26 protein-coding genes are annotated in these 25,737 nt (G+C 60.1%); 15 read left to right on the top strand and 11 right to left on the bottom strand.

Annotation, left to right across the window (positions count from 1 at the left end; all coding sequences use genetic code 11):
- The first annotated feature begins 81 nt into the window (after nucleotides 1–81).
- Together HU754_RS07685 and HU754_RS07680 are read left to right on the top strand one after the other, a co-directional pair.
- Nucleotides 82–1,293, top strand: coding sequence for a colicin E3/pyocin S6 family cytotoxin (locus HU754_RS07685; protein ID WP_186623686.1), 1,212 nt, complete (start codon nucleotides 82–84; stop codon nucleotides 1,291–1,293).
- Nucleotides 1,290–1,523, top strand: coding sequence for a DUF7683 domain-containing protein (locus HU754_RS07680; protein WP_095119200.1), 234 nt, complete (start codon nucleotides 1,290–1,292; stop codon nucleotides 1,521–1,523). The genes HU754_RS07685 and HU754_RS07680 overlap by 4 nt, the downstream gene beginning before the upstream one ends.
- Before the next feature lie 60 nt (nucleotides 1,524–1,583).
- On the opposite strand, the gene HU754_RS07675 is transcribed toward HU754_RS07680, so the two are convergent.
- Entirely contained in the window at nucleotides 1,584–2,048 is a 465-nt protein-coding gene (locus tag HU754_RS07675; RefSeq protein WP_007969461.1) for an outer membrane lipoprotein, read from the bottom strand.
- Nucleotides 2,049–2,216: 168 nt separating this feature from the next.
- On the opposite strand from HU754_RS07675, the gene HU754_RS07670 reads away from it, so the two are divergent.
- On the top strand, nucleotides 2,217–2,453 hold the full coding sequence (locus HU754_RS07670; RefSeq protein ID WP_186623678.1) for a hypothetical protein: 237 nt from the start codon (nucleotides 2,217–2,219) through the stop codon (nucleotides 2,451–2,453).
- A 5-nt stretch (nucleotides 2,454–2,458) separates the two neighbouring features.
- Here HU754_RS07670 and pdxH read toward each other — a convergent pair whose 3' ends face one another.
- From pdxH to dinG, 5 genes are all read right to left on the bottom strand, one after another.
- Nucleotides 2,459–3,106: a pyridoxamine 5'-phosphate oxidase gene (gene pdxH, locus HU754_RS07665; protein WP_186623676.1), complete on the bottom strand. Its 648-nt coding sequence runs from the start codon at nucleotides 3,104–3,106 to the stop codon at nucleotides 2,459–2,461.
- Between the two features lie 24 nt (nucleotides 3,107–3,130).
- Nucleotides 3,131–4,231: an OmpA family protein gene (locus HU754_RS07660; protein WP_093438763.1), complete on the bottom strand. Its 1,101-nt coding sequence runs from the start codon at nucleotides 4,229–4,231 to the stop codon at nucleotides 3,131–3,133.
- 113 nt (nucleotides 4,232–4,344) lie between these two features.
- Entirely contained in the window at nucleotides 4,345–5,490 is a 1,146-nt protein-coding gene (locus HU754_RS07655) for a serine hydrolase domain-containing protein (protein ID WP_093438768.1), read from the bottom strand.
- Nucleotides 5,491–5,726: 236 nt separating this feature from the next.
- A complete protein-coding gene (locus HU754_RS07650; RefSeq protein WP_186623672.1) occupies nucleotides 5,727–8,207 on the bottom strand; it encodes a beta-galactosidase in 2,481 nt (826 codons plus the stop codon).
- 95 nt (nucleotides 8,208–8,302) lie between these two features.
- The gene (gene dinG / locus HU754_RS07645) at nucleotides 8,303–10,447 is read right to left on the bottom strand and encodes an ATP-dependent DNA helicase DinG (RefSeq protein WP_038358136.1); all 2,145 of its coding nucleotides are present in this window, start codon (nucleotides 10,445–10,447) and stop codon (nucleotides 8,303–8,305) included.
- Between the two features lie 99 nt (nucleotides 10,448–10,546).
- Between dinG and HU754_RS07640 the strand changes: the two genes are divergently transcribed.
- Nucleotides 10,547–11,011 (top strand): CopD family protein, encoded by a 465-nt coding sequence (locus HU754_RS07640; RefSeq protein ID WP_093438783.1) that lies wholly within the window; start codon nucleotides 10,547–10,549, stop codon nucleotides 11,009–11,011.
- Between the two features lie 236 nt (nucleotides 11,012–11,247).
- On the opposite strand, the gene HU754_RS07635 is transcribed toward HU754_RS07640, so the two are convergent.
- From HU754_RS07635 to HU754_RS07620, 4 genes are all read right to left on the bottom strand, one after another.
- Entirely contained in the window at nucleotides 11,248–12,006 is a 759-nt protein-coding gene (locus tag HU754_RS07635) for a collagen-like protein (protein ID WP_186623666.1), read from the bottom strand.
- Nucleotides 11,999–12,280: a DUF1145 domain-containing protein gene (locus tag HU754_RS07630; RefSeq protein WP_095049124.1), complete on the bottom strand. Its 282-nt coding sequence runs from the start codon at nucleotides 12,278–12,280 to the stop codon at nucleotides 11,999–12,001. The genes HU754_RS07635 and HU754_RS07630 overlap by 8 nt, the downstream gene beginning before the upstream one ends.
- A gap of 163 nt (nucleotides 12,281–12,443) precedes the next feature.
- Nucleotides 12,444–13,166 carry a PA1041 family peptidoglycan-binding anchor lipoprotein gene (locus HU754_RS07625; RefSeq protein ID WP_186623664.1) on the bottom strand — a complete coding sequence of 241 codons (723 nt, stop codon included), beginning with the start codon at nucleotides 13,164–13,166 and terminating at the stop codon, nucleotides 12,444–12,446.
- A gap of 91 nt (nucleotides 13,167–13,257) precedes the next feature.
- Entirely contained in the window at nucleotides 13,258–13,953 is a 696-nt protein-coding gene (locus HU754_RS07620; RefSeq protein ID WP_186623662.1) for a PA1041 family peptidoglycan-binding anchor lipoprotein, read from the bottom strand.
- Between the two features lie 199 nt (nucleotides 13,954–14,152).
- Here HU754_RS07620 and HU754_RS07615 point away from each other — a divergent pair, with 199 nt between their 5' ends.
- From HU754_RS07615 to HU754_RS07600, 4 genes are all read left to right on the top strand, one after another.
- Nucleotides 14,153–14,650 carry a DUF6231 family protein gene (locus HU754_RS07615; protein WP_186623659.1) on the top strand — a complete coding sequence of 166 codons (498 nt, stop codon included), beginning with the start codon at nucleotides 14,153–14,155 and terminating at the stop codon, nucleotides 14,648–14,650.
- Between the two features lie 4 nt (nucleotides 14,651–14,654).
- Nucleotides 14,655–15,131 (top strand): YchJ family protein, encoded by a 477-nt coding sequence (locus HU754_RS07610; RefSeq protein ID WP_095049121.1) that lies wholly within the window; start codon nucleotides 14,655–14,657, stop codon nucleotides 15,129–15,131.
- A gap of 115 nt (nucleotides 15,132–15,246) precedes the next feature.
- On the top strand, nucleotides 15,247–15,741 hold the full coding sequence (locus HU754_RS07605) for an LEA/WHy family protein (protein WP_186623657.1): 495 nt from the start codon (nucleotides 15,247–15,249) through the stop codon (nucleotides 15,739–15,741).
- Nucleotides 15,738–15,941, top strand: coding sequence for an SEC-C metal-binding domain-containing protein (locus tag HU754_RS07600; protein WP_034154967.1), 204 nt, complete (start codon nucleotides 15,738–15,740; stop codon nucleotides 15,939–15,941). Before HU754_RS07605 ends, HU754_RS07600 begins: the two co-directional genes overlap by 4 nt.
- 154 nt (nucleotides 15,942–16,095) lie before the next feature.
- On the opposite strand, the gene HU754_RS07595 is transcribed toward HU754_RS07600, so the two are convergent.
- The gene (locus tag HU754_RS07595; protein ID WP_186623811.1) at nucleotides 16,096–16,653 is read right to left on the bottom strand and encodes a cysteine hydrolase family protein; all 558 of its coding nucleotides are present in this window, start codon (nucleotides 16,651–16,653) and stop codon (nucleotides 16,096–16,098) included.
- Nucleotides 16,654–16,799: 146 nt separating this feature from the next.
- Between HU754_RS07595 and HU754_RS07590 the strand changes: the two genes are divergently transcribed.
- The 7 genes from HU754_RS07590 to HU754_RS07560 all read left to right on the top strand — a co-directional run bounded on the left by HU754_RS07590 (nucleotide 16,800) and on the right by HU754_RS07560 (nucleotide 25,713).
- The gene (locus HU754_RS07590; RefSeq protein WP_186623654.1) at nucleotides 16,800–17,444 is read left to right on the top strand and encodes a glutathione binding-like protein; all 645 of its coding nucleotides are present in this window, start codon (nucleotides 16,800–16,802) and stop codon (nucleotides 17,442–17,444) included.
- A 191-nt stretch (nucleotides 17,445–17,635) separates the two neighbouring features.
- On the top strand, nucleotides 17,636–20,086 hold the full coding sequence (locus HU754_RS07585) for a penicillin acylase family protein (protein WP_186623653.1): 2,451 nt from the start codon (nucleotides 17,636–17,638) through the stop codon (nucleotides 20,084–20,086).
- 409 nt (nucleotides 20,087–20,495) lie between these two features.
- On the top strand, nucleotides 20,496–21,530 hold the full coding sequence (locus HU754_RS07580; RefSeq protein ID WP_186623652.1) for a ligase-associated DNA damage response exonuclease: 1,035 nt from the start codon (nucleotides 20,496–20,498) through the stop codon (nucleotides 21,528–21,530).
- The gene (locus HU754_RS07575) at nucleotides 21,527–23,215 is read left to right on the top strand and encodes an ATP-dependent DNA ligase (RefSeq protein ID WP_186623650.1); all 1,689 of its coding nucleotides are present in this window, start codon (nucleotides 21,527–21,529) and stop codon (nucleotides 23,213–23,215) included. The genes HU754_RS07580 and HU754_RS07575 overlap by 4 nt, the downstream gene beginning before the upstream one ends.
- Nucleotides 23,216–23,438: 223 nt before the next feature.
- On the top strand, nucleotides 23,439–24,221 hold the full coding sequence (locus tag HU754_RS07570) for a transporter substrate-binding domain-containing protein (RefSeq protein ID WP_008083900.1): 783 nt from the start codon (nucleotides 23,439–23,441) through the stop codon (nucleotides 24,219–24,221).
- Between the two features lie 56 nt (nucleotides 24,222–24,277).
- The gene (locus HU754_RS07565) at nucleotides 24,278–25,006 is read left to right on the top strand and encodes an ABC transporter permease (protein WP_093436331.1); all 729 of its coding nucleotides are present in this window, start codon (nucleotides 24,278–24,280) and stop codon (nucleotides 25,004–25,006) included.
- Nucleotides 25,003–25,713 carry an ABC transporter permease gene (locus HU754_RS07560; RefSeq protein ID WP_093436336.1) on the top strand — a complete coding sequence of 237 codons (711 nt, stop codon included), beginning with the start codon at nucleotides 25,003–25,005 and terminating at the stop codon, nucleotides 25,711–25,713. Before HU754_RS07565 ends, HU754_RS07560 begins: the two co-directional genes overlap by 4 nt.
- The last annotated feature ends 24 nt before the right edge of the window (nucleotides 25,714–25,737 follow it).

Here is a 25,737-nt window from a genome sequence, read left to right as displayed (position 1 = left end):
TACAGCCACCATTTTCCTGCTTCGTTAACGTTGCGCAGCCCTTTGCGAAGGGCTGTCGATGGATGAACGAAAGGACGATCAGTGGCTGGCAACAAGGACATCCCCCGGGTTCAAAACCCACCGCAAGGCGACGGGCATCACGTTACCTACCGCTACATGACGGCCACGGAATTGGCCGAGCGCGATGCCAGACAAAACGCTTACGACGCCATGCTGGCGCGACAAGAAGCGTTCGAGCGCAGCCGTGAGGTGGCCGCCAAAAAGACAGAGCCCGTTCGTGCCGGCTGCGTATTTGCCAAGTCCTGCAAATTGCCGGATGCGATTATCGATTACTCCAGTCCTTCGGGGATGGTGCCGACCGACAGCCTGAAGGATTACGGCGATCTGATTCTGCTGGGCGCGCGTGAAGCCGATGAAAGCGGCGCAGTGCCTCTCAAGAAAATCGGCGCAACGGCCATCCCGGCAGGCTTCGGCAGTTTTGCGTTGACGGGTTCGGCTTTCAAAGCACTGCCCACAGTTATATCCACCGCAGTGGTCACGCCATTGGTGACCCTGGTAGCGCTGCTCATGCCCTCGAACCTTGGTGACAGCGCACTCTATACCGACGAGCAACTGCGTGGACTTGAACAGGCGCGAACGCGTGTTCGGCTGAGGGTCGAACAGCAGGCCGACGGCAGCCTGAAGGGCTATGGCTTCTACACCGGCAAGAATCGCGATTGGGAAATGGTTGATGTCGTGCAGTTCAAGTTGCGCGACAGCCAGTTCATTGCTGACTTGGGAGAAGGCGTAGAACTGATCTGGACGCCGGCTGTGAATGGCTCGGACATCCTTGGTATTCCCGCGTTGGAGGCTGCACCGCAGGCACCGCACATCTGGGTGTATCCACCGACGAAAGCAGCGGACGGGATTCTGGTGAATCCGGTTTATCCGCCGGAGTACCGGGATTTCATTCTGGTTTTTCCACCAGGTTCGTTGGTTCAGCCGGTATATATCGTAATCAATTCCCGAGCTGGGGATCACGAGTACCATCCGCCGCCTGATTTTCTGCCAGCCTTCCCTGATGCGAAAGTTGTGGGACGCAAAACAGCTGTTCAAGGGGGCGGCGCGAAACGCAAAAGATGGAAAACCGCTAAAGGACTTATTCTTGAATGGGACTCGATGCATGGCGCTATAGAAAAGTATGACGCCAGAGGCAAACACATTGGCGAGTTCGATCCAAACACTGGCGAGCCAACGTCTACAAAAAAGAACAAAAAATCGAAAAAAGGCAAGAAAAGGAGTATTGAGCCTTGAGATTCTTAGTAGAAGCTTTTGACAAAAAAACTGACTTCCAAACATCAGTAATTGAACTGCCCGAGAATTGTACCGAGCAACTCAAATCGATCATGGGTTGGAAAACAGAGCAGCAAGGTTGGGAAGGCTACGACCTGAATCAGCAACAGATCAAAGCCATTGAGGCACTGATTCAAAAGTCCATCGAAGATCCGCGCTATTACTTTCAACTGACGTGTAATGGACATTGAAACGCAAAAAAAAACCCCGACCAGTCACCTGATCGGGGTTTTCTTTACCCTGAATTCCGCTTAGTGCGAAACGCGGCTGGTCCCACCAACGGTGGAGATGCGCACGCGCTCGCCAACACGGAACACTTCGTTCTCCTGCACCTGCTGCACATAGGCACGCATGCTGCCGTCGTCTTCACGCACGGTGATTTCCACACCCTGGGTACGGGTCAGGCCTTCTTCAGTCGCCGAGCCGATCAGACCGCCCGCCACCGCACCGATAACCGCAGCAACGATGCTGCCCTTGCCGCCGCCGATCGCGCTGCCGCCGACGCCGCCGACCACTGCACCTGCAGCGCCGCCGATCGGGGTCTTGGTGCCTTCGATTTTCACCGGACGCAGAGATTCGATGGTGCCCATGCGAATCGTCTGCACACGACGCGCTTCGTCACGGGAGTAGGAGTCACCGGTCAGGCTCGATTGGCAGCCGGTAAGCAACATCGCCATCGTGGAAAAGGAAGCAACCAGCAGAACAGACTTACGCATAGCATCAACTCCAAAGGAACATATATTCATTAAACTCCGTGGCTTGACGCCTGTCACGACGCCGCCCGGATAAATTGGCTTTCATTCAGGCGCGGTACAGACGCCTGCAAGGTTTCCCAACAGTAGCGCCAAATTACCGATTCCGCGCCACGGACACCAAGGATTTTCATGGATTACTTCATCATCGTCGTCACCACTGCCGCTGGTTTGTACTTCCATTGGTGGTTGTACGTGCGGATCAAGCGCTGGATGGATCGCGACCTGGCGCTGTCACTGGCGGGCAAGGATGAAGGAAAACGTGCCTTCATGCTCGAACAGCTGGCTCGCGCTCAGGCGCAAAAGATCAAGCGCCGGGATCTGCCGAAGTGGCTGGAGGCCGCTGCGGCAGGCTATCCCGCTCGGTAGACTGCTTAAGGTGCCAGACGTTCAAGAATCCAGTCGGCGTCCTGCACACGGTAGTTGAGGCGATCGTGCAGACGGCTCGGACGGCCCTGCCAGAATTCGATGCGCTCAGGCAGCAAGCGGTAACCGCCCCAGTGTTCCGGGCAGTCGGGTTGCGTGTCGGAGAAACGCTGCTCGGTGGCCTTGAGCAAATCTTCCAGTTCACCGCGCCCGTTGATCACCCGGCTCTGTGGTGATGCCCAGGCACCGAGACGGCTGCCCAGCGGACGCACCTGATAATACGCATCCGACTCCGCAGGCGTGACCTTCACCACCTGCCCTTCGATGCGCACCTGGCGTTCGAGGGTTGGCCAGAAGAAAGTCATGGCGGCAAACGGGTTGGCCGCCAGATGCTGGCCCTTGGCGCTGTCGTAGTTGGTGAAGAAGGTGAAGCCCTGCTCGTCCAGGCCCTTGAGCAGCAGAATGCGGCAATGCGGTCGCCCATCCTGGTCGACCGTGGCCAGGGTCATGGCGTTGGCTTCCACTGGCGCCTGTTCGGTTTTCACCGCGTCGGCAAACCACTGGTGAAACAACGCAAATGGCTCAGCCGGGGCTTGCGCCTCGGTCAGCCCATCCCGGGTGTAATCACGACGCATATCTGCCAGAGCCTGGGTCATGGCGCATTCCTTTTCGTTAGCGGATCACTTCTTGGTGGTATCGGTCGCGGCGACTTTCTTGTCGGTCGCGGCGGCTTTGGCTGGAGCAGTCTTTTTCGCTGGGGCCTTGGCCGGGGCTTTTTTGGCCGGTGCCTTGGCAGCCGCTTTTTTTACCGGAGCCTTTTTGGTTGCCGGTACAGCGGCTTTTTTCGCGGCAGGAGCCGGAGTGACCGGTTTAGCGACTGGCTTGACGTCCTGTGCCGCGACCAGGGTCACTGGCTTCGGTGCCGGCATGTTGTACTTGCTCAGCAAGGCAACCATGGTGTTCTGCGGGGTCACCAGCAGTTCAACACGACGGTTCAAGGCACGACCTTCAACGCTGTCGTTGGCGGCACGCGGTGCTTCGGAACCCATGCCACGCAGCATCAGGCGATCACGCTGCAGGCCGCTGAGGCGGAAGATCGCGGCAACGGCTTGGGCACGTTCCTGGCTCAGCTTGATGTTGGCTGGCGCTGCGCCAGTGGTATCGCTGTGTCCAAGGACCAGCACGGCGGTTTTCGGGTCGGCTTCGAGGATTTTCGCCACGCGGGTGAACGGGCCGAGGGTGACCGGCAGCAACATGGCTGGACGATCCGGGTTGAACGAGCCTTCCACCGGCGCGGTCACGACCAGCACGTTTTCACGGCGTTCGAGTTGCAGATTGCTGTCCTTGACCGCTTCACGCAGGCGCGGCTCGTAGTCGTCGAGCCAGGCTTGGGTCACTTTCGGATCCGGCATCGGCACGGCTTTGGTGGTGGGTTGATCCTTGCCGCCGAACGGCCACCACCATTTGCCACCCGCGTCGGCTTCAGCTTTGGCCACGGTGACCGGTTTTTTCGCTTCAGGGGCGACTTCAGCCTTCATATCGGCCTTGGCCGCTTCATCATCGGAACCGAACGGCCAGTACCATGGGCTGCTGCTTTCAGATTTGGCAACCGGTGCGGTAGCAGCCGGTTTCAAAGGCGCCGGCGCGGGTTCTTTGGCCGCCACCTTGTCGGAAGAACCGAACGGCCACCAACTGCCGCCGTCCGCATCGTTTTTCGGGGTCTGTGCACAACCGGTGATCGCTACACACAGGGCCAGGGCGAGGGTCTTTTTAGATGACATTGAAAATCCACAAAATGAAGTAATGAAAAATCAGAGCACTTTCGCCCGGATAAACAGTCGCTTTGAAACGAAAAAACGTTCGAGGTTCCGGCCCTGGAATCCCGAATGGAACTTTACAGACAAGTGGCAAGCACCCGCGCGAGCTTTTGCGCGCGCGGATCCATCAAGACGTACGGCCCAAGGGTATTTGTCACAAAACCAAACGCGACATCATGCTCGGGGTCAGCAAAACCGATGGAACCGCCCGCGCCCGGATGGCCGAACGCCCGTGGGCCAAGGCCGTAAGTGGCGTTGGGCACATCCGGTTGATCAAGCATGCAGCCCAGACCGAAACGGGTCTGGGTCAACAAAGTCTTGTCTTCGCCGAGGCTGTGTTCGCGGGTCAGCTCTTCGAGCATGTCGCTTTCGAGCAGGCTGCCGTCGAGCAGGCCGGCATAAAAACCGGCCAGACTGCGCGCATTCCCGTGGCCATTGGCCGCCGGTTGCTGCATGCGTCGCCACTCAGGTTTGTTGGTGCTGGTCAGCACCGACGGCGGATTGGTAAAAGCACGGGTGGTCATGGCAGTCGGTTCGCGCATGGTCACTTGCAGCAGACGTTGCGCGGCGGCATCACCAGCATTGCCCTTGCCGCGAGCGATATGCGCCACCCGGTGGAATTCTTCGTCAGCCAGACCGACGTGAAAATCCAGACCCAACGGTTTGGCGACACGAGCGACGATCGATTCACCCGGCCCACGACCGTCAGCACGGCGCAGCAATTCACCGATCAGCCAGCCATAAGTGATCGCGGCATAACCGTGACCGGTGCCCGGCGTCCACCATGGCGCTTCTGCCGCGAGGGCGTCGACCATGGTTTGCCAGTCGTAGAGCGCTTCCGGCGCCAGCAGCTCGCGCAGGGCCGGCAGACCGGCCTGGTGGCAGAGCAATTGGCGCAGGGTGATGGATTCTTTGCCGGCAGCGGCGAATTCCGGCCAGTAGCGGGCGACCGGAACATCCAGTTGCAACTTGCCTTCGCCGACCAGTTGCAGCGCGGTGACGGCGGTGAAGGTTTTGGTGCAGGAGAACAGGTTGGCGATGGTGTCGCTGTGCCAGGCCTCAGTGCCATCCTTGTCGGCAGTGCCGGACCAGAGGTCGAGAACTGTTTCTCCACCGACCTTGATACACAGGGCTGCGCCGCGTTCCTGGGGATCGTCGAACAGTGCGGCGAAAGCTTCGCGCACCGCTTCGAATTGAAGCTCGTAATGTCCCTGAATCTGCACCCGCAACTCCCCCGCGAAAACGCTCTACAAAGTGGCCCGCATTGTTCCAGCCCTTGAGGGATTTGGGAACAGCTGCGGGCCGGACGGTTATTTCGGAATTTTTGTTGAGGCGGCTGACGCCTTCGCGAGCAGGCTCGCTCCCACACTGGATCTGTGTATCACGGAAGATCTCTTGTGGGAGCGAGCCTGCTCCGGGCGGCGTTCCGACGAAGAACGATGACGCGGTGGCTCAGGACTCAGTGACCATTGCCGGAATGTCCACCAGCATGCCCTGCTCCCGGCCCTTTACCGGCCTCGCCTTTGCGGCCACCCTCAGCCTCATGCCCCGCTGCGGCGGCCGCTTTCTCGGCCTCTTTGCCCAACTGATCAATCGCCTGCAAATTGCTCTTGCGCACTGACTCGACAAAACCCTGATACGGCAGATCAGTCATTCCCACCAGGCCGAAGTGGCCATTCTCACCATCAAGCAGACGGCCGGTTACCGGTTGGTCCAGATACTGGAACCAATGCACACCAACAATCGACGGTTCACTCAGCGCTTGTTTGAGGAAGTTGGCGTAGGCCGGGCCGCGATCTTCTTCCTTGGCCAGTTGGGTGACGCCGCCCCAGAACGGGCCACGATCCGCTGAGCCAAAGTTGAATTCGGTGATCATTACCGGTTTGTCCAAAGCGCCCAGGGCTGCAAAGTCATAACCGTCCTGCGGTTTCAGCGTGTACATGTTGAAGCTCAGTACATCGCAATACTGCGCGCAGGACGCCACGGCTTCCGGCGTGCTGATGGCGAAGCGACCGCCAAGCAGCAACTGGTTCGGCGCATGCCATTTCAGCGAGTCGGAAATGGTTTTGAAGTAGGTGTCGGCGAAGACTTTCTGGAAATATTTGAAGTCCGCCTCGATTTCCGGATGCTCGGGATTCGGCAGCGGTGGCACGAAACCCGGGTCTTCCATCAATTCCCACGCCGGCAGATCGATGCCCCACGCCTTCGACAGCCCCGCCTGATTGCGGTACTTGTCGCGCAATTGCTTGAGGAACGCACGTTTGGCCGGTACGTCGGTGGTCATCTTCAGGGTGCCATAAGCCAGCGCATAGCGGGATTTCGGATCATCGCCGGGACCGGCCCACGCCAGTTCGTTGTCGGCGTAGTAGCCGATCAGCCACGGATCGTCGCGGTGATCGCGGGCGGCGATGGCGACAGCGCGCTCGGTGGCCATGGCGAAACGCGGATCAAACGGATCCGGCATACCACCCCACCAGTCGCTGCCGGTGCTGATGCTGGTGTAGTCACCGACGATCGACAGCGGCAAGGTGTAAGGCACACGCTCGGCATCACTTAGCGAATCGGCACTCCAGTTACCAACCGTGTTGAAGCCCCAGGCTTGCAGGCGATCGAGCGTGTGGCTGGCCCACTGTTGCTCATCGATGGTGGCCTTGCACGGCTCAGCAGCCTTTTCCGCTGTCGCTTGTACGGTTTCAGTCTTGGCTGCCTCAGCGACGCCGGACTTCGGCTCGGCAGCCACAGACACAGGTTCTGCGGCTTTCTCGGCGGCCGTTTCAGCGGCGGCAGACTTGGCCGCTTCGGCGACTCCGGACTTGCTCTCACTGTCGGCTTTGCACGGTTCACCGTACACGCGCTGCAGGTTGGCGCCATAGAAGTCGTACCAGCGCCCGTTGCCGTATCCCCGGCCCTGATCAACACCGTTGCCGCCACGGTTGTCACCCTCGCCAAAATGCTTGGCCAACGGTTCATCAGGTTTAGGCAGGGATTCAAACATGTACTCACGACCGGCCACGTAGGTCTGGTTGACCTGCGGGCTGACGGTGTTCACGCCCAGCGAGTAAAACGGATGACCTTCAGGCGTGACCAGATACCAGCGGCCATCACGCTTTTCAGTACGGAAGAAACCGCTGGCCTTGAACGCCGGGCCTTTGTTCCAGCCACCAAATTTGTCCAGCGAGGACTTCTCACGCTCGGCCAGCCAGATTTTCAGTTGTTGCTGCTCCTTGGCGGCGGCGGATTTCAGTTGTTCATCGTTGCTGACCTTTTCCGGCCACTTGCTACGCGTCGATTGCCCGTAGGCGTCGACCAGATTGCCGTAAACGGCCTGGGTGACCGATTCGCCCTCCTGCACACCGAAACGCTCCAGCAGCAAACTCTGCGCGACTTTCGGCTGATCCATCGACAGGCTCACCGAGACCACTTGGCTGCGGTCGATCTCACCGCTGCTGCTGGCGAGCAGTATCCGTTGACCATCGACCGTCATCGGCATCGGCGGCCCGGCTTTCATGCCTTGACTCAGCGGTGTCGACGCGACCAGCGGCACCAACAGGGTTTGCGCAGGCCCGGCCGGCAGGTCGACGCGGCTGACCAGGGTGCGGCCGTCGTTGCTCTGGATCTGTACGTAGACCGTCACCGCCCAGTCCATTGCGCTCTGCAATCGCAGGGTCATCATGCCCGACTGCGACCAGTCCCAAGCGCCGGTCTGCGGCGTCAGACGCAAGGTCGGGCGCGCCACCGGGTTGAACGTCACCCGGCGCAGCACTTCGCCCTCAGGCGTTTGCTCGGCGTTGGCTTGCGGCAGATCAGCGTTTTCAGTGGCGATTTTCACCACGTCGGCAGGACGGACAAAGTTGAACAGGGTCTGCTGACCGGCGGGCGCTGCCAGCAACGGGGCAGCGAAGATCAAGGCAAATACGGCAGGCAACGAACGGCGGATCATAAGAACGGAGTTCTCCCTAACGACCAACAATGGCCAATGGAAAAGCGATGGCAGAGAGATAGACAACACGGCGGGCAAAACTGCCCACCGTTGTCTCAGGATATTTCACGACGGAAAGGAGGCAACGCATTGAGGATCGCCTTGCCATAGCGCTGGGTGACCAGGCGCCGATCGAGCAAGGTGATGGTGCCGCGGTCTTCTTCGGTGCGCAGCAGACGCCCGCAAGCCTGAACCAGCTTCAGCGAAGCGTCGGGCACGGAGATTTCCATGAACGGATTGCCGCCACGGGCCTCGATCCATTCCGACAACGCTGCTTCGACCGGATCGTCCGGGACCGAGAACGGGATCTTGGCGATTACCACGTGTTCACAGTACGCACCCGGCAAGTCGACACCTTCGGCGAAACTGGCCAGACCGAACAGCACGCTGGAATCACCGCCATCAACCCGCGCCTTGTGCTTGTTCAGGGTTTCCTGTTTCGACAGGTTGCCTTGAATGAACACTTGCTTGCGCCAGTCGCGGTCGAGACCGTCGAACACGTCCTGCATCTGTTTGCGCGAGGAAAACAGCACCAGGGTACCGCGCGAGCCTTCGACCAGATCGGGCAACTCACGGATGATCGCTGCCGTGTGTGCGGCGGCATCGCGTGGATCGGCCTTCAGATCCGGCACCCGCAATACTCCGGCGTCGGCATGATGGAACGGGCTCGGCACCACAGCAGTGACGGCCTTTTTCGGCAGGCCGGCGCGCATGCGGAAGCGGTCGAAAGTGCCCAGCGCCGTGAGGGTCGCCGAAGTCACCAGACAGCCGTAAGCCACGTTCCACAAGCTGCGGCGCAAGGTTTCCGCCGCCAGGATCGGGCTGGCATTGACCTCGATATCGAACAGCGAACCGCTTTCAGCCAGGGTCAGCCAACGCGCCATCGGCGGGCTGTCTTCCGGGTCTTCGGCGGTGAACGCAGTCCACAGCTCCCAGTTGCCGGAGGCTCGCGACAACAGGCTGCCGAACAGCGGATACCATTCCTCAGCCTGATTGCTGGCGATGCCGATGTTGACCTCGCCGTCCATGCCTTCCTTAAGCAGGTCGGTCAGACGGGTGAACAGATCGTTGAGACGGGAAAAACCTTTTTTCAGCTCGATGCCCATTTCGCGCATGTGCTCGGGAATCACCCCGGCGACGAAGCGATGCCGTGGCCGTTCGCGACCCTCGACGTCTTCACCGGGTTTGAAATCGGCGACCTGCTCGCAGGCGCTGAACATGAACTGTTGCTGAGCCTTGATCTCACGCGCCAGTTCCGGCACTTGTTCGATCAATTTGCCAAGATCGCCCGGCAGCGGATGCTGGGCCAGCAGTTTGGTCAGGTTCTTCGCGGTGGTTTCCAGCCAGTCGGCGGTGGAGCGCAGGCGCGTGTAATGGGCGAAGTGGCCGATGGCCTTGTCCGGCAGGTGATGGCCTTCATCAAACACGTAAATGGTGTCGCGCGGATCCGGCAACACCGCGCCGCCGCCCAGTGCCAGGTCAGCCAGGACCATGTCGTGGTTGGTGACGATCACGTCGACCTTGCCCATGCCTTCGCGGGCCTTGTAGAAGGCGCACTGGCCGAAGTTCGGGCAATGGCGGTTGGTGCACTGGCTGTGATCGGTGGTCAGGCGCGCCCAGTCAGCGTCTTCCAGCGCATTCGGCCAGCTGTCGCGGTCGCCGTCCCATTTATTGCCGGCGAGCTTTTCGATCATGCTGGTGAACAGCTTCTGACTGGCCTCATCAACCTCGATCTTGAAGCCTTCTTCTTCGAACAGCTGCGCGGTGGCGGTTTGCGCGTGGCCTTCCTGCAAGAGCATGTCGAGCTTGGACAGGCACATGTAGCGGCCACGGCCCTTGGCCAGAGCGAAGCTGAAGTTCAGCCCGCTGTTGCGCATCAGGTCGGGCAAGTCCTTGTAGACGATCTGCTCTTGCAGGGCCACGGTCGCAGTGGCGATGACCAAGCGCTTGCCAGCGAGTTTGGCAGTCGGAATCGCGGCCAGGCTGTAGGCCACTGTCTTGCCGGTACCGGTGCCGGCTTCCACCGCGACAATCGCGGGGTCGCCACTGCGCCGGCCTTCGTCGTCGGTGTCGATATCCCCGAGGACTTTGGCGATTTCAGCGATCATCAGGCGCTGGCCGTAACGCGGTTTGAGGCTCTTGGCCTCTAGAAAACGCGAATAGGCGCCCTGGATCGTGGTTTTGAGTTCAGTACTGATCATGGATTGTCGGGCGCAAAAAACGCTGGATAAATTTTCAGTGGTTTCGGATGGCGGCTATCATACCCCGCTAATTAATCCCGCGCAGAACGGAGTGCCCCAATGACACCTTTTAGCCTCGTTTACCCCCTGCATGTGCTGTCCGCCCTGGTGTGGGTCGGCGGCATGTTTTTCGCCTGGATGGTCCTGCGCCCCGCGGCTGTGAAGGCCCTCGACGGCCCAGCCCGCCTCACCTTGTGGGTGGAAGTGTTTCAAGGTTTTTTTCGGTGGGTCTGGGTCGCGGTGATTCTTTTGCCCATCAGCGGCGTGGGCATGTTGCATTTGCAGCAGGTCGGGTTTGAGACCGCGCCGAAGTATGTGCAGGTGATGATGGGCTTGTATGTGGTGATGACGGCGCTGTTTATCCGCATTCAGGGGTTGATGTTGCCTGAACTGCGTACGGTGGTGGAGGCGAAGGACTGGCCGGCGGGTGCGGCGGTGCTGGGGCGAATTCGCCGGGTGGTGGGGCTTAATCTGATTGTCGGGCTGGTGCTGGTGGCGATTGCCGCGGCTCGGCCGATATTCTGAAATTGGGGACTGAGATCAAAAGCCCCTCACCCTAACCCTCCCGAAACGTCGGACCGCCCGTAGGGAGAGGGGACTGAATGGGGGATATTGAAGAGTTACGCCGACCTGAAGGATTAGCTTTGAATCCATAATCGACACGGTTTTTCAGGTCGATGGATAGCCTGAGTCACCTCGGTCGGCCCCCTCTCCCTACGGGCGGTCCGACGTTTCGGGAGGGCTGGGGTGAGGGTCTGCCTTTACAGGCGCTGCACGGTCACAGCACCCGCCGCCCCCACCGGCCCAGGCTGGCCATCCGCCCCGGCCTTGCCGTTCTTGCCACCATCGGCGCGATACACAAGGCAGCCCTTGGACTTGCCGCCCTTCCCTGCTTTGCCGCCAACACCCGCCGGGCCACCGTTGCCACCCGCCACGTTGACCTTGATCAGCTCAGCCGGAAACTCGCGCGGCACTTCCAGCCGCACCAGCGCTCCCGGTGCGCCCGGTTGGCCATCACTGCCGTTGCTGCCATCAAAACCATGCCCGGCCGAACCATAAGTGCAGCCCGGGTCTTCACCATTACCGCCATCGAGGCCGACAAAACCAGGGGCACCGGTGCCGCCACGGGCATCGACCAACAGCTGCGGCGCGCTCAACGCCTTGAATTGCAGATTCAGATTACGTCCGGCACGGGCAGCTTTTTCATACGTCCCCGGCGCCCCGCGCGCGGTGATCTGGCTGCCATCGCTCAGCTCTGCGCGAACGACCTTCATGTCCAAAGCGTTCTCGCCCGGAACGATCGCGATGCGTGCTTCATGGCCAAGGCGTAGTTCACCGACACTCAACTCGGTCACGTTCGCCGGAATCAACAGCGTGCCGTAATCGGCCACTTCGAGTTTTTCCAGCTGCAAGGTGCTGGCGGTATTGGGCAAACGCATCAGCGAATTGGTTTCAACGCTGACCACCTGGGCACAGGCCAATGGGCTGATGAATACAGCGAGCAAGCAGAGTTTACGCATGGGAAGAAGCCTCCGGAGCGGCCGGGGCCGGGATGGTTTGCAGGTGGAATACGCCGAACAGCAGGATGCGGCCACGGTCACGCCAAGGGTGCGGGCGACCTTTGAGGCTGCGATTGCACAGCAGCACTTCGAATAGATGAATCAGCAACAACAGACCGCCGGCCAGATTGACCAGCAGATGCAACGGATGTACGAACGGCACCAACTGATTGGCCAGTACCACGCAGCAGAACAGCAGGGTCAACAATCGCCCCAGCCCCCAGAACACTTTCATACGCTCCCCCGTGTTGCGAATTATTCTTTGGGCGCACAGTAACGGCTTCTGCGGGGGATAAGCCAGAGGGGAAAATGAAAAAACTTCGATCGTCTGCCAAATGGCTGCCGAAACGACGCTGATCGTCGCCCGGCAGCTCTAGCCTGCGCCCTACAGACGCGTCCTAACGGTTGATGTGCAACTCCACACGCCGGTTCTGCGCACGACCTTCATCGGTGGCGTTATCGGCAACCGGTTCGCTCTCACCGCGCCCTTCACTGGTGAGTTTGTTCGGCGCCAGCCCCTGGCTCAGCAGATACGTGGCGACACTGCTTGCACGCCGTTCCGACAAGGCCTGGTTGTACGCATCCGAACCTTTGCTGTCGGTGTGACCAATGACCTTGATGCTCACCACGTCGGCATTGCGCAGTTTGTCCATCAGCGTATCGAGCTGGGCTTTCGCCGCCGGGGTCAGGTCGGATTCATCGAAATCGAACAGCACGTTGCCGGCATCGCTTAGGGTGATGACTTCAGTTTGCGGTGCAGGCTCCGGCACTTTTTCCGTGACCGGGTATTGCGGCAACGGGCAACCACGGTGATCGACCGGGGTATTTTCCGGGGTGTCCGGGCAACGGTCGCGGCGGTCGAATACACCGTCGCCGTCTTCATCGCCGTCCTGGGCGTAACAGATCAGTCCGCCGGTAAGAATCCCCAGCGCTGCGCCGCCGCCGGCCCAGCCGCCACTTTCAATGGCGCCGAGACCGCCACCGACCAGCCCGCCGATAAGGCTGCAGATCGGCCACGTACGTTGATTGAGGGGTGCAGTGCCATCGCTGTGGGTGGCGCAACCGGTGAGCAAGCTGCCTAGCAGCAGCACCGGCAAGACGGACCTTGAGAAAACAGTCATTGTGAAAGCTCCTGTGTCACCGGCCCATACCGGTTACACAGGAGTAAAGACCCGCATCCGCGACTGCACAAGCCGCGAATGCGAGAGGGGCTTAACGCTGGATTTTGATTTCGGTACGACGGTTTTGTGCGCGACCGTCAGCGGTTTTGTTATCGGCCACCGGTTGGCTTTCACCCATGCCGGACACCGAAACGAAGCTGGCGCGTGGCACACCCTGCTGGATCAGGTACTCCACCACCGAGTGCGCACGACGATCCGACAGTTTCTTGTTGTAGGCATCGCTGCCCACGCTGTCGGTGTGACCGGTCACAGTCAGTTGCGCGGTCGATGATTCCTGTTTCAGGCGGGTGGCGACCTTGTCGAGCACTTGCTTGTCAGGGCCGGTCAGCGTGGCTTTGTCGAACTGGAAGTGCACATCACGGATAACAATGGTTTCTTCCTTGACCACTACAGCTTCTTCGACCACGGGTGCAGGCGCTGGTGGTGGGCAACCGTCAGCGTCGACTTGCACGCCTTTAGGCGTGTGCGGGCACTTGTCGCGACTGTCCGGCACACCATCGCCGTCTTCGTCGCCATCACCGTGCACCCAGCAATAGGCCGCTGCCGTACCACCGACCACCAACGCCCCATACCCCGCCCACGCCGAGCTTTCCGTCGCGCCGAGACCCGCACCCACAACACCCCCGACCGCCGCACAGGTCGGCCAGTCGGTTTTCTGCAAACCTGCGCAACCAGTCAACACACTGGTTAGCAGAATCAAAGGTAATGCTGTCCGAACTATGCTCATCTGGTTTTCTCCTGAGGGATCGGCTTAGAACCGATTCAGGGAGTAAAGACCGGAGTTTTAATCTCCGCCAGCAATAGGCCACCGCTGTTTGCGAGCCTGTTCACAGGACTTCGGCACATTTACCTGAAACGGGCGAAACAGGGCGCTTTGCCGCCACCGTCAGGCAGGCTAGTCTTGGCGGTCTGATTGAGGAGCTTCGATGAACGTCGCCATTTCTTCCCGCACGCCGCAACAGGCGTTAGCCGCTTTGCTGGATCGCTACGCCCCGGCGCGGCTGTTGCTGATCGGCGCCAGCGAATTTCCAGCCCTGAGCGCCTTTAAAGAGGCACATCCAGACACCGTCGTCGCCCATGCGGCGCCCGGCGCACTGCCTGCTGAACTGGCGGCACAGCGTTTCGATCTGGCGCTGGTGGTCGATTGCCTGGAACATTTGCCCAAACGCGATGGCCTGAACCTGTTGGGCGGGATTCGCAATCTCAACACCAGCCGCATCGCCGTGCTGGCGGACCTGGCGGCCAGCGGCTGGCAGGAAACCGACTTCTATTCACTGGCGCTGCAAGCCAGTGAACGTTTTCAACGCGACAAACAAGTGCTGACCCTGTTCACCTATGATCTGCTTGAATACAAACAAGTCCCCGACTGGCTCAACTCACGGTTCTGGGCCAATCCGGAAAACTTCGGGAAATACTGGTGGTAATGCAATGAGTACAGCCATTTGCCCGTGCGGCAGCGGCAATCTGTTGGAGGCCTGCTGCGGCCATTATCACGACGGCCATCCGGCACCGTGCGCCGAAGCGCTGATGCGTTCGCGCTACAGCGCCTATGTGCTGGGGCTGATCGACTATCTGGTGGCGACCACCCTGCCCGCCCAGCAAGCGGGCCTCAATCGCCAATCGATCACCGACTGGAGTGCACAGAGCACCTGGCTCGGCCTTGAAGTCGAGAGTTCGGAAGTCTTCGGTGGCCAGCCGGAACACGCTTTCGTCACCTTCACCGCGCGCTGGCATGACGGTCAGGGCGAGCATAGCCATCGCGAGCGTTCGTCGTTCGTGCAGAACGCCGGGCACTGGTACTTCATTGATCCGACGGTGCAATTGAAGCTGGGGCGCAATGACAGTTGCCCGTGCGCCAGTGGGCAGAAGTTCAAGAAGTGCTGTGCGGGATATTTCGGCGCTTAAGATCAAAAGATCGCAGCCTGCGGCAGCTCCTGCACAGGATTTGTGCTTCGCCTGTAGGCGCTGCTGCAGACTGCGATCTTTTAGCGGCTAGACTGCCAGCAAAGGGAGTAAAACCATGCTCGGTCGCTGGCGCACACTATATTTTCTGTTTTTGATGCTGATCCTGAACCTCGGCGGTTGCGCGTCGTGGTTCAGCGATGACAGCGTCGACCCCGCCGTGCATCTGGTGAAAGTCGAAGTGGTGCGCGCCAAACTGCTCGAACAGAAATTCATCCTGCACTTTCGCGTCGATAACCCCAACGATAGCGACCTGACCGTGCGCGGCCTCGAATACCGCATTCATCTGGCCGACATACTGCTGGCCGAGGGTGAGCATGAACACTGGTTTACGGTCGGACCAAAACGCAGTGCCTACTTCAAAGTGCCGATCCGCACCAACCTGTGGCCCCGGGTAAAAGATGTGGTGAAAATGCTGAAAAGCTCGAATCAACAGATTCCCTATCGCTTGCAGGGTGAGATGGAAACCGGTTTATTCATCGCCCACTACGTGCACCTTGAGCGCAATGGCGTGATAATCCCCGCCGATTTAATTCCGGAGCAACACCGATGACCCAGCAACCTCATGTCCATGGCCCTGACTGCAACCACGATCATGACCATCATCACGAACATGACCACGGCCACGTGCACGGCCCGAACTGCGGCCACGCCCACCAGGAACCGGTGCGCAACGCCCTGAAAGACGTCGGCCGTAACGACCCGTGCCCATGCGGCAACGGCAAGAAATTCAAGAAGTGCCACGGGGCGTGATCCCCGGGGCGGACAGTCGTTTCGCCTGACAGACCGCTTTCGCGAGCAGGCTCGCTCCCACATTTGATCTGCGCCGGTCATGCCTTTTGTGCCCACCGCGATCCTTGTGGGAGCGAGCCTGCTCGCGAAGGGGCCGGCTCATACGGTGAAGTTTTCAGCCAGCCGCCAGAATCTGCGCGGAGCTGACCACCGTCGCATACTCCCCCTGCAAATTCCCCAGCGACATTCCGTGCACCTCTTCCGCCGTACGCAATGTGCCGAAATAATCGGCCTTGTCGAAGGTGAAACAGGCATCCTCCGCCACCCACGCATCAAACCCCAGATTCCCCGCCGTGCGCGCCGTCGATTCCACGGAGTTGTTAGTGGCCACGCCGACAATAACCAATTGCCCGATCCCCGCCTCTCGCAACCGCGCCTCTAACCCGATGGCACAAAACGCATCCGGCACCTGTTTCTGAATCAGCCATTCGCCGTCCTGCGGCAAAAACCTCTCCTGAAACTCCACCCCTTCCTGCTCCGGCCAAAACACCGATTCCGGCTCACGGGACAGATGCTGCACATGAATCACCGGCCTTGTGCTACGCCGCCACAGCCCCAGCAGATCAAGGATTCGCTGCTCAGCTTGAGGATTATTTCTTCGCCCCAAACGCGGCTGCAGGATGCCTTTTTGCTGGTCGATGATGATCAGTGCAGCGTTGGCCTGAAGCTCCATGGCGATTTTTCTCATGCAGAGTCATTGAATTCTGCGCAGTTCAGCATCACCTCTTCCTACTAAGCAAGCTATCGAACGCGCACGGGACGACCTGACGCCGGCGTTTGCTGTCCGCACGCAAGTCCATTTCTGCTTTGGAGTTCTCCATGATCGACCTGTATTACTGGACCACCCCCAACGGCCACAAGATCTCTCTGTTCCTCGAAGAAGCCGGCCTGCCGTACAACGTGCACCCGATCAACATCGGTCAGGGTGAGCAGTTTCAGCCACACTTTCTGAAAATCGCCCCGAACAACCGCATCCCGGCCATCGTCGATCATGAACCGGCCGATGGCGGCGAACCGTTGTCGCTGTTCGAATCCGGGGCGATTCTTTTGTATCTGGCGGAGAAGACCGGGAAGTTTCTGCCCCAAGACCTGCGCGGTCGACAAACGGCGCTGCAATGGCTGTTCTGGCAAATGGGCGGACTGGGGCCGATGGCCGGGCAGAATCACCACTTCAGCCAGTTCGCCCCGGAGAAAATCCCCTACGCGATCAAGCGCTACATCGACGAGACCGCGCGGTTGTATGGCGTATTGAACAATCAACTGGCTGATAACGAATTCGTCGCCGGCAGCGAATACAGCATTGCCGACATGGCGATCTATCCGTGGATCGTCTCGCACAAATGGCAAAGCCAGAACCTTGAAGACTTCCCGCATGTGCAGCGCTGGTTCAACCGCATCAAGGATCGCCCGGCGACGGTGAAGGCCTACGCGTTGGTGCAGAAAATCAATCCACCGAAGGCTTGATTGAACGGCAAAAGATCGCAGCCTTCGGCAGCTCCTACAGGGGAATGCATGCTTATGCAGGAGCTGCCGCAGGCTGCGATCTTTTCCATTCGACAGAAATACGCAAATAACCCCCGCCCCCGCTTGCGCGGCCACCTCCTGCTCACTAACGTAGCGCCTTTACTGACGCTACCCCCCGCAGGAGCTTTGCCATGGCCTCGCCAGCCCTCACACATTTTCTTCCCCGGTTCGGCGTTGCCGCAGCAGTGGCCGGTGTTTTGGGCCTGTCCGGTTGCCAGACCTGGAATGCTCAGGACACCCTCCCGCCGACCTCCGGCGTGCAACCGCTCAAGGGTCTGGCGCAGAACGTGTCGGTACGTCGCAATGCCATGGGCATGCCGCTGATCGAGAGCAACACGTTCCATGACGCACTGTTCAGCCTCGGTTACGTCCACGCCAGCGATCGCATCAACCAGATGGTGACCTTGCGCCTGTTGGCGCAGGGCCGTCTGGCGGAAATGTCCGGCGCGTCAATGCTCGACGCCGACCGCTACATGCGCGCGGTCAATCTGAAGAAAAGCGCTGGCGAGCTGTACAAGGCCTCGTCGCCTCGCCTAAAGCGCTTCTTCGAAGTCTATGCACGAGGCGTCAACGCCTACCTGTTCCGCTACGCCGACAAACTGCCGGGCGACCTCGCCTCCAGTGGTTACAAGCCGGAATACTGGAAACCGGAAGACTCGGCGCTGATTTTCGCCCTGTTGAATTTCAGCCAGTCGGCCAACCTGCCGGAAGAAATTTCCTCGCTGGTGCTGGCGCAAACCGTCACCACCGACAAACTCGCCTGGCTGACGCCGTCCGCGCCTGACGAAAACCTGCCACTGGCCGAGGCCGACAAGCTGCAAGGGCTCAAGCTCAACGGGCAGATTCCCGGCCTGACCGAACTGAGTAACGCCAGCCAGCAACTGTCGGCGCTGAACCTGCTCGGCACACCGTCTTCGAACAACTGGGCGATCGCCCCGCAACGCAGCCGCAGCGGCAAGAGCCTGCTGGCCAGTGACGCCCATGGGCCGCTGGCCGCGCCGTCGCTGTGGAGTTTCGTGCAGATCCGCGCACCGAAATATCAGGCCGCCGGCGTCACCGTTGCCGGTCTGCCGATGGTCCTCGGCGGTTTCAACGGCAAAGTCGCGTGGAGCATGACCAGCGTGCTCGGCGACAACCAGGATCTGTTTCTGGAAAAAATTCGACGTCAGGGCAGCAGCCTGACCTACGAGGTCAACGGCAAATGGCAGCCGCTGGGCGTGCGCAACGAAACCTACTTCGTCAAAGGCCAACGGCCGATTCGCGAAGCAGTGTACGAAACCCGCCACGGCGCATTGCTCAACAGTACTCAGGCGGCCGCGCAAGGCAGCGGTTTCGGTCTTGCCTTGCAGACCCCGAGCTTCACTGATGACAAGTCGCTGGATGCGTTTTTTGATCTGACCCGCGCGCAAACCGTTGAACGCGCTTCCGACGCGAGCCGCGAGATCCGCGCCATCGCCCTGAATCTGGTGTTCGCCGATGCGAGCAACATCGGTTGGCAGGTCACCGGGCGTTTCCCCAACCGCCGCGAAGGCGAAGGCTTGCTGCCGTCGCCGGGCTGGGAAGGTCGCTACGACTGGGACGGTTACGCCGACCCGATGCTGCATCCGTACGATCAGGATCCGGCGCAAGGCTGGCTCGGCACCGCCAACCAGCGTGTGATTCCTCACGGCTACGGCATGCAACTGTCGAACTCTTGGGCGGCGCCGGAACGTGGCGAACGTCTGGCGGAACTGGCCGGCAGCGGCAAGCACGACAGCCGCAGCGTGATCGCCATGCAATACGACCAGACCACCACCTTCGCCGCCAAGTTGAAGAAAGTCTTCGAAGCACCGGGCATGAAGCAGCCGCTGAAACAGGCGATCGATGCCCTGCCGGAAGCGGATCGCAGCAAGGCGCGCGAAGCGCTCACGCGGTTGATGGCGTTCGACGGCAAGCTCAGCCCGACCTCGGCGGATGCGGCGATCTACGAACTGTTCCTGCAAGAAAGCATGAAGCAGATCTTCCTCGACGAACTCGGTCCGGAATCGAGCCCGGCGTGGAGGGCGTTTATCGCCAATGGTGATCTGTCTTACGCGGCGCAGGCTGACCATCTGTTGGGACGTGAGGACAGTCCGTTCTGGGACGACATTCGTACACCGCAGAAAGAAGACAAAGCAGTGATTCTTGCCCGTAGCTTCGCGGCGGCGATCACCGCTGGCGAGAGTCAGTTGGGCGGCGATCACCGCGCCTGGCAATGGGGCAAGCTGCACAGTTATGCCTGGAAGAACAGCAATGGACAGACTGTGCGCGGACCACTGGCGGCCGGTGGCGATCACACCACGTTGAACACGTCGGCGTTCGCCTGGGGTCAGGATTTCACCACGACGCGTGCGCCATCGATGCGTTTCATCGTCGACTTCGGCCAGGCTGAACCGCTGATGGGGCAGAACGGTACGGGGCAGTCGGGTAATCCGGTGAGTCCGAACTACCTCAATGGCATCGATGCGTGGTTGAAGGGGCAGTACATCGGCTTGCCGATGCAGCCGCAGAACTTTGACCGGGTCTACGGCAAGACCCGTCTGACGCTTACTCCCGGCAAATAGCTGTACATCAAAAGCCCCTCACCCTAACCCTCTCCCGGAGGGAGAGGGGACTGATTGGGGGATGCTTGAGTCATACGCCGACCTGAACGTGCACTGCCGAATCCAGAATCAACTCGGTTCGTGCCTTGCCGAATCCGTAATCGACTCGGTCTTTCAGGTCGATGTAGCTGGCCAGACACCTCAGTCGGCCCCTCTCCCTCAGGGAGAGGGCTGGGGTGAGGGTCTTTTGATCTGGTCCAGAATCTGTGTTCGACTCGGTATTTCACGTCGGCGTAGCTCTCCCAGACACCGCGGTCGGCCCCCTCTCTCTCAGGGAGAGGGCTGGGGTGAGGGTTGCTCTTCAAAGTCGATAGAACTTCCAGCCCAGCGTCAGCCTCATAGCTAACAAGCCCCCCATTCTGGTAAGGACATGGACCTTGTTATCGCCCGCCCCGAGGGTTTGTACTGCCCTGCCGGAGATTTCTACATAGACCCGTGGCGCCCCGTCGAGCGCTCGGTGATTACCCATGCCCACGGCGATCACGCCCGTACCGGCAATCAGCACTACCTCGCCAGCAGCGCCAGCGAAGGGATTTTACGCGCGCGTCTGGGGCAGGACATCAACCTGCAAACCCTCGCCTACGGCCAGCGCCTGACGCACCACGGTGTCACCCTGAGCTTTCACCCCGCAGGCCACGTGCTCGGTTCGGCACAAGTGCGCCTGGAATACGGTGGCGAAGTCTGGGTCGCGTCCGGCGACTACAAGATCGAACCGGACGGCACCTGCGCCCCGTTCGAACCGGTGCGCTGCCACACCTTCATCACCGAATCGACCTTCGGCCTGCCGATTTATCGCTGGCAGCCCCAAGCGCAGGTGTTCAGCGAGATCAATCAGTGGTGGGCAGCGAACATCGCGGCCGGCAAGGCCAGCGTGTTGTTCTGTTATTCGTTCGGCAAGGCCCAGCGAATTCTCCACGGCATCGACGAAAGCCTCGGTCCGATCCTCAGCCACGGTGCGGTCGAACCGCTGAATCGGGTCTACCGCGAGGCCGGCGTGTATTTGCCGCCGACGATCTACGCCGGAGAGGTGAAAAAAAACGATCCGATCATGCGCCAGGCCCTGGTCATCGCCCCGCCTTCGGCCGGTGGCAGCAGCTGGATGCGCCGTTTTGGCGAGTACAGCGACGCATTTGCCAGTGGCTGGATGCGCTTGCGTGGTACCCGACGGCGGCGCGGCGTCGATCGCGGTTTCGTGCTCTCCGATCACGCCGACTGGCCCGGCCTGCTCTGGGCCATTGAGCAAACCGGCGCAGAGCGGGTGATGGTCACCCACGGTTCAATCGGCGTGCTCGTACGGCATCTGCGCGAACAGGGGCTGGATGCCCAGGGTTTCAACACCGAATACGGCGATGACGAAGAAGAACACCTCGCCACCGAACCGACCATCGCAGAGATGCCCGCATGAAAGCATTCGCCGAACTGTACGCCGAACTCGACGCGACCACCTCGAGCAACGCCAAACTGGCGGCGATGCAAGCCTACTTCGCCCAGGCCGAACCGCACGACGCCGCGTGGGCGGTGTACTTCTTGTCCGGTGGCCGGCCCCGGCAACTGGTGCCGGTGAGAATTCTGCGCGAACTCGCCGTCGAGATCTCCGGCCTGGAACCGTGGTTGTTCGAGGAAAGCTATCAAGCGGTCGGCGACCTCGCGGAAACCATTTCGCTGGTACTCGCAGAAAACCCGCACAGCTCCGACGCTGGCCTCGCCGAGTGGATCGAAGACAAACTGCTGCCACTGCGCGGTGAAGCACCGGAATATCTGAACCGGCAACTGCCGGCCCTGTGGGCGCAATTGGATCGATCAAGCCTGATGCTGTGCATCAAATTGATCACCGGCAGTTTCCGCGTCGGCGTCTCGAAATTGCTGGTCACCCGAGCCCTGGCCTCGATGGCCGGGCTGGACAGCAAGCGTGTGGCGCAGCGTCTGGTCGGTTACACCGATCTGTCCAACCGGCCGAGCGCCGCCAGTTACCTAAAGCTGATTGCCCCTGAATCCAGCGATGAACATGCTCAGCGGGGTGGTCAGCCGTATCCGTTCTTCCTGGCCCATGCCTTGTCGCAACCGGTGGAAGAATTCGAAACGCTGATCGGCCCGCCCAGCGATTGGCAGATTGAATGGAAATGGGATGGCATCCGCGCCCAAGTGGTCAAGCGAGAGGGCCGACTATGGATCTGGTCGCGGGGCGAGGAACTGGTGACCGAGCGTTTTCCCGAACTGGAGGTGCTGGTACACGGCTTGCCCGATGGCACGGTGATCGACGGCGAAATCGTCGTGTGGAAAAGCACGCATCTGCGCACCGAAGACGCCTTTGATCCGCAATCGACCGAACCGCCAGCCGTGCAGTCCTTTGCCCTGCTGCAACAACGCATCGGCCGCAAGACCCTCGACAAGAAAATCCTCGAAGACGTGCCGGTGGTGGTGCTGGCCTACGACCTGCTCGAATGGCAAGGCGAAGACTGGCGCAATCAGCCGCAGGACAAACGCCGGGCGCAACTGGAAGCGGTGATTGCGCGCTGCAACAGCCCGGTGCTGCTGGCCTCACCGGTGCTGACCGGCACTGATTGGTTGGACCTCGCCCGCCAACGCGAGTCCTCGCGGCGACTGGGTGTCGAGGGCATGATGCTCAAGGCGCGCGACGCGTTATATGGCGTCGGGCGCACCAAAGACATGGGCGTATGGTGGAAGTGGAAAGTCGACCCGTTCAGCGTCGATGCGGTGCTGATTTACGCGCAGCGCGGGCATGGCCGGCGGGCCAGTCTGTATAGCGATTACACCTTTGCGGTGTGGGACGGCCCGCCCGATTCGAGTCAGCGCGCGCTGGTGCCGTTCGCCAAGGCCTATTCGGGGCTGACCGATGAGGAAATGCGTCAGGTCGACAGCATCGTGCGCAAGACCACGGTGGAGAAGTTCGGCCCGGTGAGCAGTGTGAAGCCGAGTCTGGTTTTTGAACTTGGCTTTGAAGGTATTGCCCTGTCACGCCGACACAAGAGCGGGATCGCGGTGCGTTTTCCGCGGATGCTGCGCTGGCGGCAGGACAAGACTGTGGATGAAGCGGATAGCTTGGCCACTTTGCAGGATCTGCTGGCCTGACCCCTTTTCCCGGGACAACACATGACGCGGCCACAAATCGGTGCACGCTTTGGGCAATGCCCATTTCCGTGCACTCAGTTCCCCTCATCCCTCCCCGCCCAACCTTTTAAAACACTTGTTCGGGACTCTGGTTCGGAAATTGCTACTTTCTATAGGTCGTACGCGTTCCAGTAACAATAATTCTGCGCCACAAGCGCTCATATTGGTTCTTAGGGATTGAATAATGAAAAAAGCATTGCTGACCCTTTCTGCACTGGCGTTGTGCATGGCCGCTGGCTCCGCGCTGGCCAAGGAATACAAAGAGCTGCGCTTTGGCGTTGACCCTTCGTACGCACCGTTCGAGTCGAAAGCGGCCGACGGCAGCCTGGTGGGCTTCGACATCGACCTGGGCAACGCGATCTGCGCCGAACTCAAGGTCAAGTGCAAGTGGGTCGAAAGTGACTTCGACGGCATGATTCCGGGCCTCAAGGCCAACAAATTCGACGGTGTGATCTCGTCGATGACCGTGACCCCGGCTCGCGAAAAAGTCATCGACTTCTCCAGCGAACTGTTCTCCGGCCCGACCGCTTACGTGTCGAAAAAAGGCTCCGGCATCACCGCCGACGTTGCTTCGCTGAAGGGTAAAACCGTCGGCTACGAGCAAGGCACCATTCAGGAAGCCTACGCCAAAGCCGTGCTGGACAAGGCCGGCGTGAAAACCCAGGCCTATCAGAATCAGGATCAGGTGTACTCCGACCTGACCTCCGGCCGTCTCGACGCCGGTATTCAGGACATGCTGCAAGCCGAACTGGGCTTCTTGAAGTCGCCACAGGGTGCCGACTATGACGTCAGCAAGCCAGTCGACAACGAATTGCTGCCAGCCAAAACCGCTGTCGGTATTAAGAAAGGTAACACTGAGCTGAAGGCGCTTTTAGATAAAGGTATCAAAGCGTTACACGATGACGGCAAATACGCCGAGATTCAAAAGAAACACTTTGGCGATCTGAATCTGTACAGCGGCAAATAATGCCCCGGCGCCCATCCTCGATGGGCGCCTTTTCCATCCGCTCAGGTTGCTGATTTATGTTCGAAAACCTCTTACAAAATCTGGGGCTCTCCGCCTTCAGCCTCAAGGGCTTCGGCCCTTTGCTGTTGGAAGGCACCTGGATGACCATCAAATTGTCGGCGTTGTCGCTACTGGTGGCCGTGTTGCTCGGTCTGCTCGGCGCCAGCGCCAAACTGTCAAAAATTAAACTGGTGCGCCTGCCCGCCCAGCTCTACACCACGCTGATTCGCGGGGTGCCGGACCTGGTGCTGATGCTGCTGATCTTCTACAGCCTGCAAACCTGGTTGACGTCCCTGACTGACTACATGGAATGGGAATACATCGAGATCAACCCGTTCAGCGCCGGGGTGCTGACGCTGGGCTTCATTTATGGCGCGTATTTCACCGAAACTTTCCGTGGTGCGATCCTCGCCGTGCCGCGCGGTCAGGTTGAAGCCGCCACCGCGTATGGCCTCAAACGCGGCCAGCGCTTTCGCTTCGTGGTGTTCCCGCAAATGATGCGTTTCGCCCTGCCGGGCATCGGCAACAACTGGATGGTGATGCTCAAGGCCACCGCGCTGGTGTCGATCATCGGCCTCGCCGACCTGGTCAAAGCGGCGCAGGACGCCGGTAAAAGCACTTATCAACTGTTCTACTTCCTGGTCCTCGCCGCGTTGATCTATCTGCTGATCACCAGTGCCTCGAACTTCATCCTGCGCTGGCTCGAACGCCGCTACGCCGCCGGTGCCCGGGAGGCCGTACGATGATCGAACTTCTGCAGGAATACTGGCGCGCCTTCCTCTATACCGACGGCCAGAACATTACCGGGCTGGCGATGACGCTGTGGCTGCTCAGCGCCTCGATCTTCATCGGTTTCCTGGTGTCGATTCCGCTGTCGATCGCGCGCGTCTCGAGCCACTTCTACATCCGCTGGCCGGTGCAGTTCTACACCTACCTGTTCCGTGGCACGCCGCTGTATATCCAGCTGCTGATCTGCTACACCGGGATCTACAGCCTGGCCGCCGTGCGTGCGCAGCCGCTGCTCGACAGTTTCTTTCGCGATGCGATGAACTGCACGATCCTCGCCTTTGCCCTGAACACTTGCGCCTACACCACGGAAATTTTCGCCGGGGCGATCCGCAGCATGAACCACGGCGAAGTCGAGGCGGCCAAGGCTTACGGGCTGACTGGCTGGAAACTGTATGCCTACGTGATCATGCCGTCGGCGCTGCGCCGTTCGTTGCCGTATTACAGCAACGAAGTGATCCTGATGCTGCACTCGACCACCGTGGCCTTCACCGCGACCATCCCCGACATCCTGAAAGTTGCGCGGGACGCCAACTCGGCGACCTTCCTGACCTTTCAGTCGTTCGGCATCGCCGCGTTGATCTACCTGACCATCACCTTTGCGCTGGTCGGCCTGTTCCGCCTTGCCGAACGCCGATGGCTGGCCTTCCTCGGGCCGACTCACTAGGCCCAGTTCAGGAATAAAGAGATA

Source organism: Pseudomonas zeae (assembly GCF_014268485.2).
In the GTDB taxonomy this organism is placed as follows: domain Bacteria; phylum Pseudomonadota; class Gammaproteobacteria; order Pseudomonadales; family Pseudomonadaceae; genus Aquipseudomonas; species Aquipseudomonas neuropathica.
This window is presented reverse-complemented; position numbering and strand designations above follow the sequence as displayed.

Coding starts and splice junctions, on each gene's coding strand:
- HU754_RS07650 (WP_186623672.1), bottom strand. CDS start 8,207: ATGATCCGCCGTTCGTTGCCTGCCGTATTTGCCTTGATCTTCGCTGCC.
- dinG (WP_038358136.1), bottom strand. CDS start 10,447: ATGATCAGTACTGAACTCAAAACCACGATCCAGGGCGCCTATTCGCGT.
- HU754_RS07590 (WP_186623654.1), top strand. CDS start 16,800: ATGATCGACCTGTATTACTGGACCACCCCCAACGGCCACAAGATCTCT.
- HU754_RS07585 (WP_186623653.1), top strand. CDS start 17,636: ATGGCCTCGCCAGCCCTCACACATTTTCTTCCCCGGTTCGGCGTTGCC.
- HU754_RS07600 (WP_034154967.1), top strand. CDS start 15,738: ATGACCCAGCAACCTCATGTCCATGGCCCTGACTGCAACCACGATCAT.
- HU754_RS07635 (WP_186623666.1), bottom strand. CDS start 12,006: ATGCGTAAACTCTGCTTGCTCGCTGTATTCATCAGCCCATTGGCCTGT.
- HU754_RS07570 (WP_008083900.1), top strand. CDS start 23,439: ATGAAAAAAGCATTGCTGACCCTTTCTGCACTGGCGTTGTGCATGGCC.
- HU754_RS07605 (WP_186623657.1), top strand. CDS start 15,247: ATGCTCGGTCGCTGGCGCACACTATATTTTCTGTTTTTGATGCTGATC.
- HU754_RS07580 (WP_186623652.1), top strand. CDS start 20,496: ATGGACCTTGTTATCGCCCGCCCCGAGGGTTTGTACTGCCCTGCCGGA.
- HU754_RS07630 (WP_095049124.1), bottom strand. CDS start 12,280: ATGAAAGTGTTCTGGGGGCTGGGGCGATTGTTGACCCTGCTGTTCTGC.
- HU754_RS07620 (WP_186623662.1), bottom strand. CDS start 13,953: ATGAGCATAGTTCGGACAGCATTACCTTTGATTCTGCTAACCAGTGTG.
- HU754_RS07595 (WP_186623811.1), bottom strand. CDS start 16,653: ATGGAGCTTCAGGCCAACGCTGCACTGATCATCATCGACCAGCAAAAA.
- HU754_RS07610 (WP_095049121.1), top strand. CDS start 14,655: ATGAGTACAGCCATTTGCCCGTGCGGCAGCGGCAATCTGTTGGAGGCC.
- pdxH (WP_186623676.1), bottom strand. CDS start 3,106: ATGACCCAGGCTCTGGCAGATATGCGTCGTGATTACACCCGGGATGGG.
- HU754_RS07640 (WP_093438783.1), top strand. CDS start 10,547: ATGACACCTTTTAGCCTCGTTTACCCCCTGCATGTGCTGTCCGCCCTG.
- HU754_RS07560 (WP_093436336.1), top strand. CDS start 25,003: ATGATCGAACTTCTGCAGGAATACTGGCGCGCCTTCCTCTATACCGAC.
- HU754_RS07670 (WP_186623678.1), top strand. CDS start 2,217: ATGGATTACTTCATCATCGTCGTCACCACTGCCGCTGGTTTGTACTTC.
- HU754_RS07565 (WP_093436331.1), top strand. CDS start 24,278: ATGTTCGAAAACCTCTTACAAAATCTGGGGCTCTCCGCCTTCAGCCTC.
- HU754_RS07625 (WP_186623664.1), bottom strand. CDS start 13,166: ATGACTGTTTTCTCAAGGTCCGTCTTGCCGGTGCTGCTGCTAGGCAGC.
- HU754_RS07660 (WP_093438763.1), bottom strand. CDS start 4,231: ATGTCATCTAAAAAGACCCTCGCCCTGGCCCTGTGTGTAGCGATCACC.
- HU754_RS07615 (WP_186623659.1), top strand. CDS start 14,153: ATGAACGTCGCCATTTCTTCCCGCACGCCGCAACAGGCGTTAGCCGCT.
- HU754_RS07675 (WP_007969461.1), bottom strand. CDS start 2,048: ATGCGTAAGTCTGTTCTGCTGGTTGCTTCCTTTTCCACGATGGCGATG.
- HU754_RS07575 (WP_186623650.1), top strand. CDS start 21,527: ATGAAAGCATTCGCCGAACTGTACGCCGAACTCGACGCGACCACCTCG.